The sequence below is a fragment of the Shewanella hafniensis genome (assembly GCF_019655335.1).
Lineage (GTDB): Bacteria > Pseudomonadota > Gammaproteobacteria > Enterobacterales > Shewanellaceae > Shewanella > Shewanella hafniensis.
Map to the genome: position 1 here is coordinate 1 of NZ_BPFD01000059.1, position 16,224 is coordinate 16,224.

The 16,224-nt window shown below is 44.6% G+C and carries 13 protein-coding genes and 3 pseudogenes; 9 read left to right on the forward strand and 7 right to left on the reverse strand.

What is annotated here, in order from left to right; translation table 11 throughout:
- The 3 genes and pseudogenes from K5Q99_RS15755 to K5Q99_RS15765 all read left to right on the forward strand — a co-directional run.
- A pseudogene (locus tag K5Q99_RS15755) lies at window positions 1–191 on the forward strand (transposase); the annotation flags it as partial.
- Window positions 192–414: 223 nt separating this feature from the next.
- Window positions 415–585: pseudogene (locus K5Q99_RS15760) on the forward strand (transposase); the annotation flags it as partial.
- A 305-nt stretch (window positions 586–890) separates the two neighbouring features.
- Window positions 891–1,799 carry a hypothetical protein gene (locus K5Q99_RS15765; RefSeq protein ID WP_220777390.1) on the forward strand — a complete coding sequence of 303 codons (909 nt, stop codon included), beginning with the start codon at window positions 891–893 and terminating at the stop codon, window positions 1,797–1,799.
- A gap of 382 nt (window positions 1,800–2,181) precedes the next feature.
- Here K5Q99_RS15765 and K5Q99_RS15770 read toward each other — a convergent pair whose 3' ends face one another.
- From K5Q99_RS15770 to K5Q99_RS15780, 3 genes are read right to left on the reverse strand one after another with little or no spacing between them, the layout of a single operon-like run.
- Entirely contained in the window at window positions 2,182–2,907 is a 726-nt protein-coding gene (locus K5Q99_RS15770; RefSeq protein ID WP_220777391.1) for an amino acid ABC transporter ATP-binding protein, read from the reverse strand.
- Window positions 2,900–3,580 (reverse strand): amino acid ABC transporter permease, encoded by a 681-nt coding sequence (locus tag K5Q99_RS15775; protein WP_106649619.1) that lies wholly within the window; start codon window positions 3,578–3,580, stop codon window positions 2,900–2,902. Before K5Q99_RS15775 ends, K5Q99_RS15770 begins: the two co-directional genes overlap by 8 nt.
- A 7-nt stretch (window positions 3,581–3,587) precedes the next feature.
- Window positions 3,588–4,322 (reverse strand): basic amino acid ABC transporter substrate-binding protein, encoded by a 735-nt coding sequence (locus K5Q99_RS15780; RefSeq protein WP_220777392.1) that lies wholly within the window; start codon window positions 4,320–4,322, stop codon window positions 3,588–3,590.
- 433 nt (window positions 4,323–4,755) lie between these two features.
- Between K5Q99_RS15780 and K5Q99_RS15785 the strand changes: the two genes are divergently transcribed.
- Window positions 4,756–5,574: a hypothetical protein gene (locus tag K5Q99_RS15785; RefSeq protein ID WP_246604510.1), complete on the forward strand. Its 819-nt coding sequence runs from the start codon at window positions 4,756–4,758 to the stop codon at window positions 5,572–5,574.
- A gap of 7 nt (window positions 5,575–5,581) precedes the next feature.
- Here K5Q99_RS15785 and K5Q99_RS15790 read toward each other — a convergent pair whose 3' ends face one another.
- The gene (locus tag K5Q99_RS15790; protein ID WP_220777394.1) at window positions 5,582–6,472 is read right to left on the reverse strand and encodes a LysR family transcriptional regulator; all 891 of its coding nucleotides are present in this window, start codon (window positions 6,470–6,472) and stop codon (window positions 5,582–5,584) included.
- Between the two features lie 122 nt (window positions 6,473–6,594).
- Here K5Q99_RS15790 and K5Q99_RS15795 point away from each other — a divergent pair, with 122 nt between their 5' ends.
- From K5Q99_RS15795 to K5Q99_RS15815, 5 genes are all read left to right on the forward strand, one after another.
- Entirely contained in the window at window positions 6,595–7,029 is a 435-nt protein-coding gene (locus tag K5Q99_RS15795; protein ID WP_220777395.1) for a CidA/LrgA family protein, read from the forward strand.
- Window positions 7,030–7,031: 2 nt separating this feature from the next.
- Window positions 7,032–7,751, forward strand: coding sequence for an LrgB family protein (locus tag K5Q99_RS15800; RefSeq protein ID WP_220592146.1), 720 nt, complete (start codon window positions 7,032–7,034; stop codon window positions 7,749–7,751).
- A gap of 178 nt (window positions 7,752–7,929) precedes the next feature.
- Complete coding sequence (locus K5Q99_RS15805; protein WP_106649623.1) at window positions 7,930–8,421, forward strand: GNAT family N-acetyltransferase; 492 nt, start codon at window positions 7,930–7,932, stop codon at window positions 8,419–8,421.
- 395 nt (window positions 8,422–8,816) lie between these two features.
- Window positions 8,817–9,782, forward strand: a complete 966-nt coding sequence (pbpG, locus tag K5Q99_RS15810; RefSeq protein ID WP_106649624.1) for a D-alanyl-D-alanine endopeptidase — start codon at window positions 8,817–8,819, stop codon at window positions 9,780–9,782.
- 192 nt (window positions 9,783–9,974) lie between these two features.
- On the forward strand, window positions 9,975–11,582 hold the full coding sequence (locus K5Q99_RS15815) for a rhomboid family intramembrane serine protease (protein ID WP_220777396.1): 1,608 nt from the start codon (window positions 9,975–9,977) through the stop codon (window positions 11,580–11,582).
- Window positions 11,583–11,611: 29 nt separating this feature from the next.
- On the opposite strand, the pseudogene K5Q99_RS15820 reads toward K5Q99_RS15815, so the two are convergent.
- The 3 genes and pseudogenes from K5Q99_RS15820 to K5Q99_RS15830 all read right to left on the reverse strand — a co-directional run.
- Window positions 11,612–11,977 (reverse strand): annotated as a pseudogene (locus K5Q99_RS15820) (calcium:cation antiporter family protein); the annotation flags it as partial.
- An 85-nt stretch (window positions 11,978–12,062) separates the two neighbouring features.
- On the reverse strand, window positions 12,063–14,375 hold the full coding sequence (locus K5Q99_RS15825) for a toxin-antitoxin system YwqK family antitoxin (RefSeq protein WP_220777397.1): 2,313 nt from the start codon (window positions 14,373–14,375) through the stop codon (window positions 12,063–12,065).
- Between the two features lie 116 nt (window positions 14,376–14,491).
- On the reverse strand, window positions 14,492–16,219 hold the full coding sequence (locus K5Q99_RS15830; RefSeq protein ID WP_220777398.1) for a toxin-antitoxin system YwqK family antitoxin: 1,728 nt from the start codon (window positions 16,217–16,219) through the stop codon (window positions 14,492–14,494).
- Between the last annotated feature and the right edge of the window lie 5 nt (window positions 16,220–16,224).

Below are 16,224 nucleotides of genomic sequence, written 5' to 3' on the forward strand. Positions count from 1 at the left end.
GTATAAATAGCGCTAAGTTACTGGCAAGATTAAATATCCCACATGACAATTGGCTCAAGCTCACTACTGAGTTTGGCAAGCTATTTCATGGTCCGGTGGGTACGCTGCAAGCACTCACTGATTACTGCGAACATCTAGAAAAGCGACGACGGCACTTTGCGGCAAGCTGTCAGCACTTTCACAGCAACTAACTGTAATACTGCTTAACCAAACCAATCACTGCCCAGTTGTTTTATAGGGTGGGTTAGCATGTCTTAAATACACTATTTTTAATGAGTTAGCTCATTTTTATGCCTTAGCTTTAGCCCTTCAACTTTTGATGACACCCATTTTAGCAATTTTAGCTCGTACAAGTTGTAGACAAACCAAAAGTGCATTATGTTGTTGATCTAAAATGGGGGGCCAGATTTTTAACTGGCAAGATTAAATATCCCACATGACAATTGGCTCAAGCTCACTACTGAGTTTGGCAAGCTATTTCATGGTCCGGTGGGTACGCTGCAAGCACTCACTGATTACTGCGAACATCTAGAAAAGCGACGACGGCACTTTGCCACAAGCTGTCAGCACTTTCACAGCAACTAACTGTAATACTGCTTAACCAAACCAATCACTGCCCATTTGTTTTATTGGGTGGGTTAGTATGTCTTAAATGCACCATTTTTTAATGAGTTAGCTCATTTTTATGCCTTAGCTTTAGCCCTTCAACTTTTGATGACTCTCATTTAAGCAATTTTAGCTCGTACAAGTTGTAGACAAACCAAAAGTGCATTATGTTGTTGATCTAAAATGGATGGCCAGATTTTTGACACTTTTCAGCAGTTGGCTTCTTCTACACCTCGATTAGAGTGTCGCAGTTATTATCTGAATTCTGGGCAAAGGGGAATTAAATGAAGAGTAAATTACCATCATTCAGTAATACATCTGAAGATGCATCTGATATATTAACTGATGTATATTGTGCACCAATATTTATTTGCTCTACGTATTCTGGAGGATTGAATGTTAGGCCTGAAGATTTAATAATTGAAGGCGACTTTAATCAAAACTCTCAGAGAAGTGGAACTCTTACATTTATTAGGTATAAAGGTCAGTGTTTTGCTATAACATGTAAGCATGTTGTTGAATCTTTAGAAAAAAGAGAAGAAGTTGCTAAACAAAGATATCAGGGCCTTGGCGGGGATGGGCAATTACCAGAACAGGACATGACTGGTTTTTATACGCCTATCCTTAATACCCGACATCATTGTAACTATCGCTTTTATGCTGTGCCTCAGCCTGAAAATGGAGAAATAGATTTAGCTATTACAAGGGTCGATGAGTCATATATCAAAAAACTAGGTCGAAAACCAATAATACTCACCGAAAAGAAAAAAATACCAGAGATTGGTATTGCATCAGGCTTTTCTGAAGAGCAACGCTTGCTGCAAAAATATGGTTTTATGTATCAATTTACTTCTAAGTTTGTAAGATGCATAGCAACAATAAGAACTACAAGTGGCGGAGAGTTATTTCTATATGACGAAATATCAGAACATAATGGAGTCAATAACTTAAGTGGAATGAGTGGTGGACCCGTAATGTGGTTAGAGTATAAAAATTTTGGTTTGTTAGGTATTGTGAAACAAGGTTATGATATAAAACCTAGTCCTGGCGGCTTTAATGATAGTAATACCATATACATTAGAATTGAAAAAATCACACCGAAGCTCATCGAAGAGTGGTCTAAGCATTTGCCTGAGAGTTCAAAAATTCCAGATATGACGATAGAATTATACGCTCCACAAGTCGTATTGTGAGTGATTTAACTGGATGGAAATCTATGTCTATCTCCAATAACTAGTATTTTATCCAGTTATTAGGGGTCATAATTTTTTATAATTCTTCAATTCAGCATAAAACAACGTAAGCTAGTTTTCTTACCAGACTCATGCTAATTAAAATTATTGGTCAAAAAGGTGTTGTTACAGAAAATTGTATTCTTACCCATTCAATTTAGTCTTTACCATAAACTCTCATTCAGGGAGCTAAATTTGAATCCTTCGCTCACTGCACTTACTTATCAAGGTAACGGCAGTGAGCGTGATTGTTCTAACTGAATTAAATTCAACTTACTCAATTCAACTGAGTCAGCTCAACTCAATACACTAAATTCAACTGAATCAAATCAGCCTTTCTAGGTTAGCGCAGTACCTTGCTTAAAAACGCTTGGGTACGGGCTTCTTTCGGGTGGCTATATAGCTCATCTGGCGGACTAGATTCGACTACATAACCGCCGTCCATAAAGATCACGCGATCGGATACATCCCGTGCGAAACCCATTTCGTGGGTGACAATCACCATTGTCATGCCCTTTAGCGCTAAGTCTTTCATCACGTCTAGCACATCGCCGACCATTTCAGGATCGAGTGCCGATGTTGGCTCATCGAACAGCATCAAGTCTGGTTCCATCGCTAATGCACGGGCAATGGCGACTCTTTGCTTTTGGCCGCCCGATAAACTGGCGGGGTAGGCATTGGCTTTGTCACTCAAGCCAACCTGTGCCAGTAGGTCGAGGGCTTTGGTCTCGGCCTGAGCTGGCGTCATCAGTTTTAGACTAATGGGCGCTAACGTGATGTTTTGGATGACAGTTTTATGTGGGAACAGGTTAAAGTTTTGAAACACCATGCCCACTTTTTGCCGCAGTTTATCGACGCAGGCGTTTGGCGCTGTGATCAATTGACCCTCAATTTCGATATCGCCTTGGCTTGGCTGCTCTAACAGATTGATACAACGCAAAAAGGTACTCTTGCCGCTGCCGCTTGGGCCAATCACACTCACCACTTCACCCTGACGAATATACTCGCTAATACCCTTGAGCACTTGGTTATCGCCGAAGTTTTTATGCAGGTTGGTTATTTTAATCACTTTGTTTCAACCTCTTTTCAAATTTCGACAGCACAAACGTGAAGCTGTAGGTCAGGAATAGGTAAATAAGGGCGCAGGTAAATAAGGGCACACTGTCCTCGAAGGTACGGCTACGGATGATTTCACCGGCGCGCATCAGGTCGACGCCACCGATAAAGCCAATAACGGCGGTTTCCTTGAGGAGCACAATAAATTCATTACCAAGAGCAGGCAGAATATTCTTGACTGCTTGGGGCAAAATAATCGACTTCATGGTCATGGCTTGGGATAAACCGAGCGAACGTGCCGCTTCGGTTTGCCCTTTATCAACGGCTTGAATGCCTGCGCGGATTATCTCAGAAATATACGCGCCGCTATTGAGACCAAAGGCGATAATGGCGGCGGTGATTTTATCGACATCTAAGGCTGAAAGCACGATGAAGTAAAGGATCACTAATTGCACAACCACTGGCGTGCCACGGATAACACCGACATAAAGATTGGCGGGAAAGCGGATATACCACTTAGACGACATCTTCATAAAAGTGGTGCCAATGCCTAACACTGCGCCTAATAACATGGCGAAGAAAGTGACGATTAACGTCACCTTCAAACCATTTAATATCAGCAGTATACCTATCATGCCGTCTTCGCCAATTGGGCTAAACAGCGAGTTATTAATTGCGTCTATCATGCTGATATCACTTTATATGGGCAGAAACGAGCGTCTGATATTGGCCGTCGGCTTTCATGTTAGCCAGTGTTTTATTGATGCTCGCCAGCAGTTCAGGCTGTTCTTTTGATACGGCGAAGCCATAAAACTCAGCAGGAAAATCCAGCTTAATCATCTTTAATTCAGGATTTTTAGCCAGATAGTTAGCGGCAGGTTCGCTGTCGAATAATACTAAATCCACCTTGGCATTTTTAAGCTCCATAATGGCTTCGAAACCCGTATTAAAGGCGGTGATATTTTGGGTATATTTTTTCGACATGATGTCAGCGGTTGTGCCTAACTGCACCGCAAAGTGTTTGCCTCTAATATCTTCAAGCGTATGAATGCTATCGTTATCTTTGTTAACTAGTACAACTTGAGTCGCTTCGTAGTAAGGGTCAGAGAAGTTTACGTTTGCTTGACGTTCAGCGGTAATCGTCATGCCTGAGGCGATAAAATCAATCTTGCCTGAGTTGAGTGCGACGATCAGTGAATCGAATTTCATGTTTTCGACTTTGAGCGTCTTGCCCGCATCTTTAGCGATTTGCTTGGCTAGATCGATATCAAAGCCTTTGATTTCATCGCCACTTTGTCCGCCAACATATTCAAAAGGAGGGAAGGCGGCATTAGTGCCAACGACTAACACGTCATCGCTTTTTCCGCATCCAGCTAACAACAAGGTGGCAGTTAAGGTCAAGCCGCCTAATAACATGGATTTTTTCATTTAAGACTCTCTTGTTCGATTTCACTATCAGTGTGGCGACTATAGGCAGATGAGCATTAAGTGTCAATAATTATGCTGTTAATTTGATTAAAAATTCATTTCTATTTTACGGTTTTCAGTCGCAAGATTGAGGGGCGCTGTTTTCCTGTACAAATTTGTGTGTAAGTTGTTTTCTCTGGGTTGAATTATTGTGCTTTGGTCTATAACTATTGTTACTGTTAGGTTTTTGGCTATCTGTACTTCTGTGGTGTTTATTAGCGGCTTCTCAATGAGAGTGCCATAATTTGAACTATCGCCTATTATTCTTTGATTAAATTGGCTAGTTTAGCCGCTCTTTAACGGCAACCTTAGTTGGCGTTATTCCTATTTTATGCAGTTTAATCCTCTGGCTTATTTGATTATCAAGCTAGAAACGATATTTCAGGAGTCAAAAGTGAACTATCTCAACTCAGCATTAGTGTGTTTAGCCCTGTGCTTATCGAGTGCACTGCAGGCCGAAGAGCAAACTCAGTGGCATTACAGCTTAGGCAGCCATGATTTTGTGGTCGAGGATTCTCACACCTTAGGGGTGAATGCGAGTCTATTGTTAGAACATAAAACCCAAAGCGATATTTTGCTGACGGCGGCGCTGGATGCCTATATAGACGTAGATGTCGATAAACTCGACCCTGACCATATCCCTGTGTGGTTTAAGTCCACCTATGCTGCGAGTGGTGAGTTGTATCGCATTAATCCAGAATTTTCATTGGGTTGGCAGTTCGATTTACAGGGAAAGCGTAATACCGTTAGCTCGGTGGAGAAACAAGCTAAGGTATTTCCTGGGTTGATGGCTAACTTTGATGGACAAGAATTACAGGCCCAGTTGAAGGCGGGAGCGGGTTATTACTATCTCGAAATCGATGACGATGTGCCTAGAACCCGAGGTTACGATCGTGGCGATTTTGGCAACGGTACCTTTGCTTATACCTTTATGGGAAGTGTCGGGGCTAATGTGACGCCTAAGCTACATATGCAAGTGGCCGCGCAGACATGGCAGGACGAGGGCAAATGGTTAGAGAATCAATATCGCTTTGAGCTGAGTTACCAAACCGATTTTTGGCGGCCTAACAGCATGCTCGTGTTGAGCGCCGAGCACACGCAATACAATTTAGACCACTATGCCAAAGTCGATATTAACTCGGCTGAGTATTTGCCTATTTTGCCATGGGATAGCGATACGCTAGTGCGTTTAAGCTTAGTGATCCCTTGGTAACAGAGTGTCACTTATGAGTTAAGTGTTTCTCGACTAAAGCAATCATGGCCTCGGCCGCGAAGGATAAGACTTGGTCCTTGCGCCAAAAGAGCGATAACTCCCAGCGCAGCTCGTCACTCGCCAGCGGGATATTTACGACGCCGGGCACGCTGTAGCGCCGCGCGATGGAGCGCGGCAATACCATCACCCCAGTGCCCGCGGCGACTAAGGCAATACCGAAATCGGCTTGGCTAACGCGGGTAATGTTTTTCGGGACAAATCCGGCGTGTCGGCAGGCATTGAGCACTAATTGGTAGAGAGTGTATTCAGTTTCGAACATCACCTGAGGGTCGGCACTGAGATCGCTAAACGACAATATCTGTCGGGTGGATAACGGATTTTCCTTGGGAAGCACCACTACCATAGGATCGTTAAAAACCCGAATGCCATCATAGCCGTCATCAAAATCGATAATCCCTGTGGCCAGTTCAATCTCACCCTTTTGGATCGCCGAAGTTTGTTCTACACCGCCACGGACGAGCAAGTGCATGTCAATTTGCGGATATTGCTGGCGATACTTAGCAATAATGGGGGCAAAAATCTCGGCGCTGCCGAGCGGCGCTAATCCCAGATTGAGTTCGCCCGCAGTTAAGCTGCGCTGCGCCGTGAGTTCGGCGAGCATGCGTTGCCGCCCTGCGAGCAGGTCTTTACCGTGTCGATAAACGACTTCGCCCGCGGGAGTGAGTTTGACTTGGGTGCCGCGTTTACCCCGCTCAAGTAAGGTGAGATCGAGCTCTTGTTCTAATTGGCGCACGGCTTTTGATAACGCAGGTTGGGTGAGGTGGACTTTATCGCTGGCTTTACCAAAGCCTCCGGCATCGACGATTTCGATAAAATAGCGAATAACTTTGAGGTCCATTGGGCTTCACCTTCATATGTATTCTTAAAATTCATGTATTACATTCTTAATATTCATTTTTTTTATCAAATAAGCAAGCCTAGAATAGCCCCATAGAAAACTTTGTTCTAACCGAGAAAATCATGTCATTCTCACAAGCCGCAATACGTCAGTGTCGACATTGGGCTTTGTTATTAACCCAAATCGGCCTCTTCTGTTTACTGTCCTTCGCTTGTCACTGGTTCGCCACTTGGGCACATTCGCCTATTCCTGGGAGTGTGATTGGCTTAGGCATACTCTTATTTTTATTAGGTTTTAAGCTCATTCCCGAAAATGCCGTACAACTGGGCGCCGCTTGGTTGATTGGTGAGTTATTGCTGTTTTTCATCCCGCCTGTGATTTCGGTCATTAAGTACGAAGGTTTGTTTGAGCAATACGGCACCAATATATTGTTCACTTTAGTGATGGGCAGTGTGTGTGTGATGTTTGGTACTGGCTTTGTGGTCGACAGAGTGTTTCGTTTTGAGCGCCAACTGAACATCAAAAAGCAGGCCCGTCGCCACGCTAAGGCAGCTTAGTTATGACTGACTCAAGAGTGGTGGATTTTGTGTTGTCGCAGACCGGATTAGCCCTATTTAGTTTATTGCTGACGGTATTTTGTTACTTCGGTGCTAAGCGTCTCTATAAGTACCACAGAGTCTGGTGGTTAGCGCCCATAGTGTTAGCGCCGATAGTGATTACCTTATTGGTGTTTAACCTTAAGATCCCATTGCCAACCTATTTTGAATACACCCATTGGTTAATGGCTATGTTAGCGCCAGCAACTATCGCCTTCGCTTTACCGATTTATCGTGAGCGTAACTTGATCCGCCAATATCCGCTGACGATAGGGTTAGGTGTAACGGCGGGATTATTTCTGGGGATGCTGTCTTCTTGGCTGCTGGTGAAATTTGTGCCTCTGCCGGTGGAATTGTCTAAGAGTTTGCTGGTGCGTTCGGTGTCGACGCCCTTCGCGATGGAGGCCACTAGTGCCTTTGGCGGCGTGCCTGAGTTGACGGCCATGATGGTGTTAATCACAGGCGTGATTGGCATGCTGGTGTGTGAGCCGTTATTCAAATTTATGCGGATTCGTACTTCGTTAGGTAAAGGTGTGGCACTGGGCGCATCGGCCCACGGTGCCGGCGCGGCAAAAGCCACTGAAATCGGCCAGCAAGAGGGCGTTATCGCCAGTTTAACTATGATTTTTATTGGTATCGCTATGGTGTTAGGCGCACCCGTGTTTGCCTTGATCTTTATCTAGGCTTTGAACGCTATCGTGTGAGTTTTATGGCTTGAATTGACACACCTCAGTTTTGGCAAGTTTGCCTCTTCGGGCGCTAACACCTTCTCAGTTATGCGCCCTTTTTTTTACTTGTGACCCGTCCTAAATATGGCATGCTGTACCCAGTTGAAATACAAAGTATTCAGGATGATTACAGATGTCTAACGAGCGAGATAAACCGTTAAAAACACAACAAAGCGTGAGTCTACGTCCGGTTGATGAAACTGATCTTGAGGTGATTTTTGCCCATCAAAGCGATCCCATTGCTAACCAGCTTGCACAGTTTCCACCAAGGGATCGGGAAGCGTTTTTTAAGCATTGGCATGGGAATATTCTTGGGCAAGTCAATGTGCTAGCGAGGGCTATCGATTTCGATGGCAAGTTTGTGGGCAACATAGGCCATTGGCACAGTGACGGGCAGGCGCTGATAGGATATTGGATTGACCGTGATTACTGGGGCAAAGGCATCGCGACCCAAACCTTAGCGCAATTTTTGCCTTTAGTGAGTGCGAGGCCACTCTTTGCCGAAGTGGCTAAGCATAATCTAGCCTCCCAGCGAGTCCTCTTAAAACACGGGTTTGTGCTGACGGGTCAATTAATTCAAGAGAGCCAAGATACTGAAGCATTGCTCGAATTTGTTTTACGTTAGCCTATAACGGCTCAATCTCGGTATTTATGGCGTATGTTAATGCGTTTATACGCCATAAATCACATCTTCCAATCCTTAAAATCCCTGAACTGCAGCCGCTTTTGTTAAAAGTGTAAAAAGTCGTTCATTATTTTTATTGCCAATGATTCTACTGCCAAAACTCTCTTTTAAAGACGTAGTTGCTGTAGTAAGTCAAAAGACTGGATCTAGCCGCTTGATTATTCAAGATTAGTGACAGGTTAAGCTGGTTTTACATAAGAAAAATCGAGGAGAAACTGCTGATCTTGCAGATAAAAGTCTAATTGCATTCTATTTCTTTCACGGTAGAACTCCTATACTTAGCCAAACCTTGTGCCATAGCACAATCGATCCCTTATCTATTCAGTGAAATCTAAATGAAGATCCGTTTTCTGCTCAGTAGTTTTATCCTTGTATGCAGCAGTCTCACTGTTGCCGCGACAGCGCATTCAGCCGATTCGGCCTCTGTCACTACTAAACATGCCAACAAAAATGCACCCGCTAAAAAAGCACCTGCAAAACAGCAAGAAGTGGCATCGAGTAGCGCTATGGTGGTCGACCTTAAAACCAATGAAGTTTTATATTCGAGTAACCCTAATGCCGTGGTGCCCATTGCCTCAGTGACTAAGCTGATGACGGCCATGGTGACCTTAGATGCAAAGCTGGCGATGGACGAAAAATTAACGGTTAATATTAACGACACCAAAGAAATGCGCGGCGTATATTCTAGAGTGCGTATCGGCAGTGAAATTAGCCGTAAAGACATGTTATTGCTGACTTTAATGTCATCAGAAAACCGCGCAGCAGCGAGCCTTGCCCATCATTATCCCGGTGGGCATAAAGCCTTTATTAAGGCGATGAATGCCAAAGCTAAAGCACTGGGAATGAAAAATACCCGCTATGTTGAACCTACAGGTTTATCCTATAAAAACGTTTCGAGTGCCAGTGATCTGATTGTATTACTTAAGGCCAGTGAAAAGTATCCTATGCTAGGCCAGCTGAGTTCGACCGAGAAGAAGACGGTTACCTTTGCCAACCCAAGATACAGTTTAGATTTTCGTAATACCAATCGTTTGGTTTATAAAGATAACTGGGATATTCATCTAACCAAAACAGGCTTTACGAATGCAGCAGGGCACTGCCTTGTGATGCGTACTGAAATGGCAAAACGCCAAGTGGCCTTTGTGGTGCTCGATGCTTACGGTAAATATACCCATATTGCCGATGCAAACCGTTTACGTAACTGGTTAGAGACAGGCAAAGTCACCCCGATCCCTGCCGAAGCTAAGCAATATAAGAAACAGCGTAGCCAGCAACAATTAGCTAAGTTGAGTGAGACCTAGACTTTGACCTAGAAGTCGAGCAGGAGCATATCTCTTGCCTTAACGGCTTTATAAAGACTAAAAAACCAAAGGCCAGATGAGCAATCCATCTGGCCTTTGGCTTTTTTAATACTGTAAGTCCTTGATGATTTTTGGTAAATTCCCCGTGGTATTATTACCATAGTGATTGATGTACTCAAGGAAGAAATACGCGTGGCTGTTTTGCTAAAAAAACTTCAATTGATCTATTTTCCCTTCTTATTCATGAGCCTGTTATTTATTTCTGGCTACAGCTTAATCCATTGGCTGTTGTTGATTAAATTTGAGTTTTTTAGCTTAGATGAAGATCTGGTCAATTTGGGATTACCGCTGATACTGTCATGGATCTTGTTGGTTATTTTTCTGAGGCCAAGGCTAAAACTGCTGAAGTTTGTTAAGGATAATTCGCGCTTTTTCTATCTACTTTTCGCCGTGCAGCTCGTGGCTGTGCCTTGCATTATTGCGCAGGAGTATCTTAAAACAGCAACGGGTCAGTTAACCCAATTAGCATCGATCCAAGAATTGTATCTGCATAAAAAGACACAGTATTACCAGTTACAGCAAGCTTATATTGATAAGGCGCAAATTGGTGTGCAGCGAAAGATTGAGGTGACTGGAAAAGGTAACAGTCACTTGAATATGACGCTCTATATTGCGATGCCGATTTTTGCGAGTGGCGCCGATCGTCGCCGAACTTCTGTCTTAGCTTGGTATGGTAAAACTTATCAGCAGGAGATCAGTAATAGACTCGAACCCGATGAAAAGGAACAAGCATACAAGGCATTTTTGACTCAATCCCAACGTGAGCTTGATCAGTTTGACCCGCAAACGTTTGTTTACCTTGAACGATTAGCCCCTTCGTCGCTGCAGAGAGACTTACTTAGCGCAGCAGAGAAAAGTCCGCTTTATCAAGCAGAATACCCAACGATTTTTATGCCGAAGTTTGAGCCATTTGAAGCCCGTAATGGCCATAAACTCGCTTGGATGCTGATTTGGTTTGTTGCAGGTGCGTTAGTCTGGTTTGTGCTCTTGCTGCGGGTGAAACTGGATGAAGAGGTGCTTAAGGCTGAAACAGTTACAAAGCGTTTGAACCATGCGGGCACAATCGCCGAGCTTAATGATTTTTTTGAAATGATACGGCCCAAGCCGGGTTTTATTGCAACTCCAATTCTGATGTATCTCAATGTATTAGTGTTTATCTTTATGGCATGGTCAAGCCAACATGTTATTAGTCTACAGGGGAGTTTCCTGCTTGAATGGGGAGCTAACTTTCGACCTAAAGTGCTTGCTGGTGAGTGGTGGCGCTTAATTACGAGTACCTTTATCCATGGCGGTTTAGCCCACTTAGCGCTGAATCTTTACGGCTTGTTTTTTGTCGGTAGCTTTCTTGAACCCGTACTCGGTAAGTGGCGACTATTTTTGGCGTATTTGATCACAGGGATATTGGCCAGTATTGCCAGTATCTGTTGGTATGATGCCACTGTGAGTGTCGGTGCATCGGGCGCCATTATGGGGCTATTAGGTATACTCGTGATTTGGGCTTGGAAAAAGATTTTCCCTGAGGATATCAACTGGATATTGAATATTAATTTGGCATTTTTTGTGACCATAAGTCTGGTCGCCGGATTATTGGGTGGAGTGGACAATGCTGCCCATGTTGGCGGATTGCTGAGTGGGTTAGGCTTGGGTTACCTTTCGCTGCGCTATGCTCTAGGTGCTCAGGGGACTCGGAAGATTGAGGGCCATAGCCCAGTTAAAAAGCGTAAGCCGAGACGCAAATAAGTCGCGCTCGGCTTTGGATTTTTGAAGATTTAGGCGTGTTCAAACATTAGGAATAAGTAAACGATAAATAACACTATATGCGTCGCGCCGTGTAGGGCATTGGTGCGACCGCTGCTGAAGCTGACCTTGCAGACCATTAAACTGGTGATTAACAGCACCATGTCGGCGGGTGACAAGCCTAAATGCACTTCTTGATCTATCAGGCTGCCAATAATTAAGACTGCGGGAACGGTAAGGGCAATCGTGGCGAGCACTGAGCCGAAGTACAGATTCATCGCCCGCTGTAATTGATTGTTTAACGCCGCCTTAAATCCGCCCACCGCTTCGGGTGACAAGATCAAACAGGCCACGATAAAGCCACCTAATGCCTGCGGTGCGCCTAAGGTAGCGACACTGTTTGCATGAAACTTCTTTTAGATTTGGGGTTAAGGATAATTATTTGAGCTAGATCGCTTTTTAATCCTAAACCCCATTTCTAGGTTAGCCGTGGTGCTCGGTTTTAATCAGTTTGCCGAGTTGATCATAGTGATTCCAATCACCTGACTCTCGGTCACTGATGTAACTGCCTTCGGTGCGTTTTTCGCCATTAGGCCAAAAGCTTTGCCATAGACCTTCCTTACGATCCCTCAGATACGTGCCTTGCTCGGCTAACTTACCATTATTGTGATAATAGCTGGCATCGCCTTCTTTTTGGCCTTTAACCCAAGTTTCAACGAGTTGTGGCTTACCGTTCTGGTGATATTGTTTAACCTGACCATCGAACGAGCCTTTGGCATATGTTGCCTCTAGTTTGAGTTGGCCGTTACTGTAGTACTCCTTCGATTGACCATGGTTTTGCCCGTCTAAAAATTCAGTGCTGGCCGCTTGTATCCCATCCTCAAACCAGCTTTCCCATAGCCCAGTTTGATTGCCTTTATCCATAGTGCCGCTGAGTTTTAGTTGGCCATTATTGGGATAATATTCGGCATACGGGCCTGTTTTATCATTTTTATCATAGGTTTCGGAGCGGTAAACCACTTGCTTAAAGCTGTAAAACTCCCTAACGCCGTGACGCTTGTTTTCCTGCCAATGGCTTTTTTGTTGGATATTCCCTTCTGGAATTGCGCCATAGGTAGGGTCTTTTTCTTCGTAGCGATAATCAATCCACAGACCCGTTTTTTGATTGTCGAGATATTGCCCAGCAGCACGGCGACGTCCGTGGTAATACTCAATATAGTCACCATTGAGTTTGCCATCGTCGAAGGTTTGCTCCCGTTGTTTTAGGCCTTCGCGGTACTGGATCCATAAGCCTTGTTTGTTGCCGTTTTGATATTCGCCTTCCTCATTAGGGTCGCCATTGGCATACCAGCGGGCAAAATGGCCATCGAGCGGATAACGGCTGGCATCCTCCTTTTTCTTTGAGGCATAATGGGCGAGTTCGCGAGGTTTGCCATTGTCATAAAAGGATTCATATTGACCAACCCATTGACCGTTAATGCGTTTGCCCCGCTCATTAACAGTGCCATCCTCAAAGTAGGACTCTGATTTACCCGTCAGTTTACCTTCGACATATTCATCTAAGCTGCGCAGTTGACCGTTGCTATGGTAACGGCGTGATTCACCGTGTCGCTGCCCCTGTTGCCATTGCTCAGAAGATTGCAGTTTGCCTGCGCTATAGCGCTCAAATAGTCCATCTCGAATGCCCATGTCGTAGTGGCTTTTTTCGAGTAAATTACCTTCGGCATCATAACGCTCCGATGGTCCATGAAGCGGATATTGGCCATTTTCAGCTAGCGTTGAGTCTTGATAACTGCGCAGTTCCTTAAGTTGGCCATTGTCGTAGAAATACTTTTGCGTACCGGCAAGTTGGTTCTGCTTATAGTTGAGATCGCTGGTGAGGTTTCCTTCGGCATTAAAATATTGCTGCTGTCCATCTAAAGCGTCGTTAACATACTGTTCTTCAACTAGTAATTTACCCGCATCGTTAAATTGCTGACACTTGCCTTGGCGTTGCCCTGCCTTATATTGGCAGAGGCTAGCGAGTTCGCCATTGGGGTAAAACGTCCGTTCTTCACCATCGAGCTGATTAAGATTGAACTGACTGGCACTCGATTTAGTCCCGTCGTCGAAGAAGGTTTCCCACAATCCTTGGCGGCGGCCTTCGGCATCGAAGCGACCTGTCACAGAAACTTGCCCGTCGGGATTTTGTTCTAAATAGGGGCCGGAGAGTTGGTTGTTTGCATAGCTTTGGCTTTGGGATAAGGTGCCGTTTTCATAGTAACTTTCCCATTTACCGTGGCGCAGGTTGTCGAGGTAGCTTTCTTGGGCTTGCAGTTTGCCACTGGCATAGAAGCGTTTTACCTGCTCTTTTTTACCGTCTTTATAGTGTGTTGTTTGGGTGAGTTGGCCGCTGCTGTTGTATTCCTTCCATTCGCCCGTGGGCACGCCTTTGGTAAATTGCTGCTCCTCTGTGACTGCACCACTTAAATCGAACAGTCGCCAAGTGCCATCTTGATAACCCTGCTGATAGTTTCCTTCGATAAGCTTGCTGTTATTGGTATGAAATACTTGCCATTTACCATTAGGTATCCCCTGGGAAAATTGCCCTAAGGTATATCCTTGGTTATCGCGGACTATGGCGATATCGCCATTTAATGGCATGCCAGTGGCGAGATTGTAATAGCTGGGAATTCCGTCTTGCTGACGAATTTCGACCATCATGGAGGAGAGGTTTTGCGCGGCCTGCGCATGGAGACTCACTATGCTAGCCCCTGCAATGGCGAGGCTAATCACACGAAATGGGGTATTGAACATGCTGATTCCTTGTTCTGGGTCTTAAGGCCAAGGTATGTGCGGCCTATGTAAGAATCCTAATTTTAATTATCTATTGCGCTGTGCACTCAATGCAGTGCACAGCGTCTAGGCTTAAGCTAAAACCGAGGGAAAACATCATCAGAAGTGACCACCGGGGGTGGCATTTCCTGATTTAAAAACTGGCCATTATGGTAGCTATTAATCACCCGTATCCAGCCATGTTCCTCAAACTCGTATTGCTTACCATCAAGCCTGCCCAGTTCGTCATAATTGGCGATTTGGAGCACATAGTCTTCAGATGAGCGCAATTCCCAATGGCCGACTCGTTTACCTTGGTCGAAGCGACCATACCAATAGCGTCTTTCAGGGTTGGGTATTGGGCGGAAACCGTACTCACCATCGGTAAATATCCAATCGCCATCCTGTTCACCATTACGGTATTCGCCTTTTTCATACACTTGGCCGTTACTGGCGTAACGCTGGACTAATCCATCGGGCTTGCCATGTTTAAAGTGAATAGATTCAAGCAACTGGCCAGAGTTGGTCTTGTTGAGGTATTCACCGTGGAGCTTACCATTATCATCGTGGCTATAGGTGAGGGTGGCGTCGTCTTGAAATTTCTTCCAAGTACCTGCTTGTTTATCTTTGGCATATTGACCTTGCTCTACTAGCTGAGTTTTCCCTGTGGCAGGCTCAATTTTTACCGTTTCATAGGCGCCTTCACGCTTACCCGCCTCATAATATTCGCGGGAGAGGGTGATGACATCGTTGTAGTCGAAAGATTTTATCTGTAAACCATTCAATTGCTTATTGAGTCGCTCCTGGCGCTCGATTAACAAGCCTTTTTTGAAGGTTTCGGAGAGTGACCAGTTTTTGAGTTTGTCTTCTTCTTGAGTCTCAATCAATTGGTCATCGCGATAGCGCTGCTGTTTACGATAAACCCAGCTATTACCTTGGTATTTGCTGTCTGTGGTTTTTTTAATTTGCCCTTGTTCATCGTATTCGATAGCTTGGAGGACATCACCCTTATCGTTGGTGACTTCCTTTAATTTGATCTGACCATTTTCATAATAAGTCAGCTGCTCACCGACCTTATAATCAGCTTGATATTGGTAGTGGCGCTCGACCTTGCCATCCGGGAAGTATTCAAAATAATCCCCCTGTTTTTTATCTTTAACATAAGCTTGGGTCGAAAGCAGTTTACCAAAGCCCCAACTCGTTTCGTTGCCATGTTTGAGCCCATCCACCATGGGGATTTCGAGGTGTAAGTTGCCATTGTCATAGTATTGGGTGACACAGGTGCCACTTTTACAGACTTTGCCTCTAAGTTTGCCTTCGTCATCATAGAGTTCGCTTATGCCTACTTCTTTGCCATTTTGATAGCTCGCTTTGTAACGGATATTGCCGCCTTCCCAGTAATTCGTTTCTAGGCCTTGTTTCACGCCATTTTCATAGTGCGTTTCAACATACAGTTGACCGGTGGCAATGTATTTTTTAAGCAAGCCATGAAGTTGGCCTTGCTCGTTACGAAAGCCTTGCTCGTACGGTTTGCCATCCTCAAAGTAACATTGATACGCACCGCGAAATTGTTCGCTGGTGAGTTTGTTACCGATCTTGTTATCGGCGAGGGCGCTGGCGCAGAAAAGCATATCTTTGTTTTTGTAATAGACCTCAGCCTTATAATTGCCATCGATCATTTCAGTCGATAGCTTTAAATAGTACAAAGCCTGTTTTTCATCTTTGACAACTTTCCAATGGGCATCGAGCAGCACGTTTTCTGCATTGGCATGGGTACTGATAAGTACGAGTGCTCCAAGGAGCCGATTTACTGTAAATAGACGCATAACCG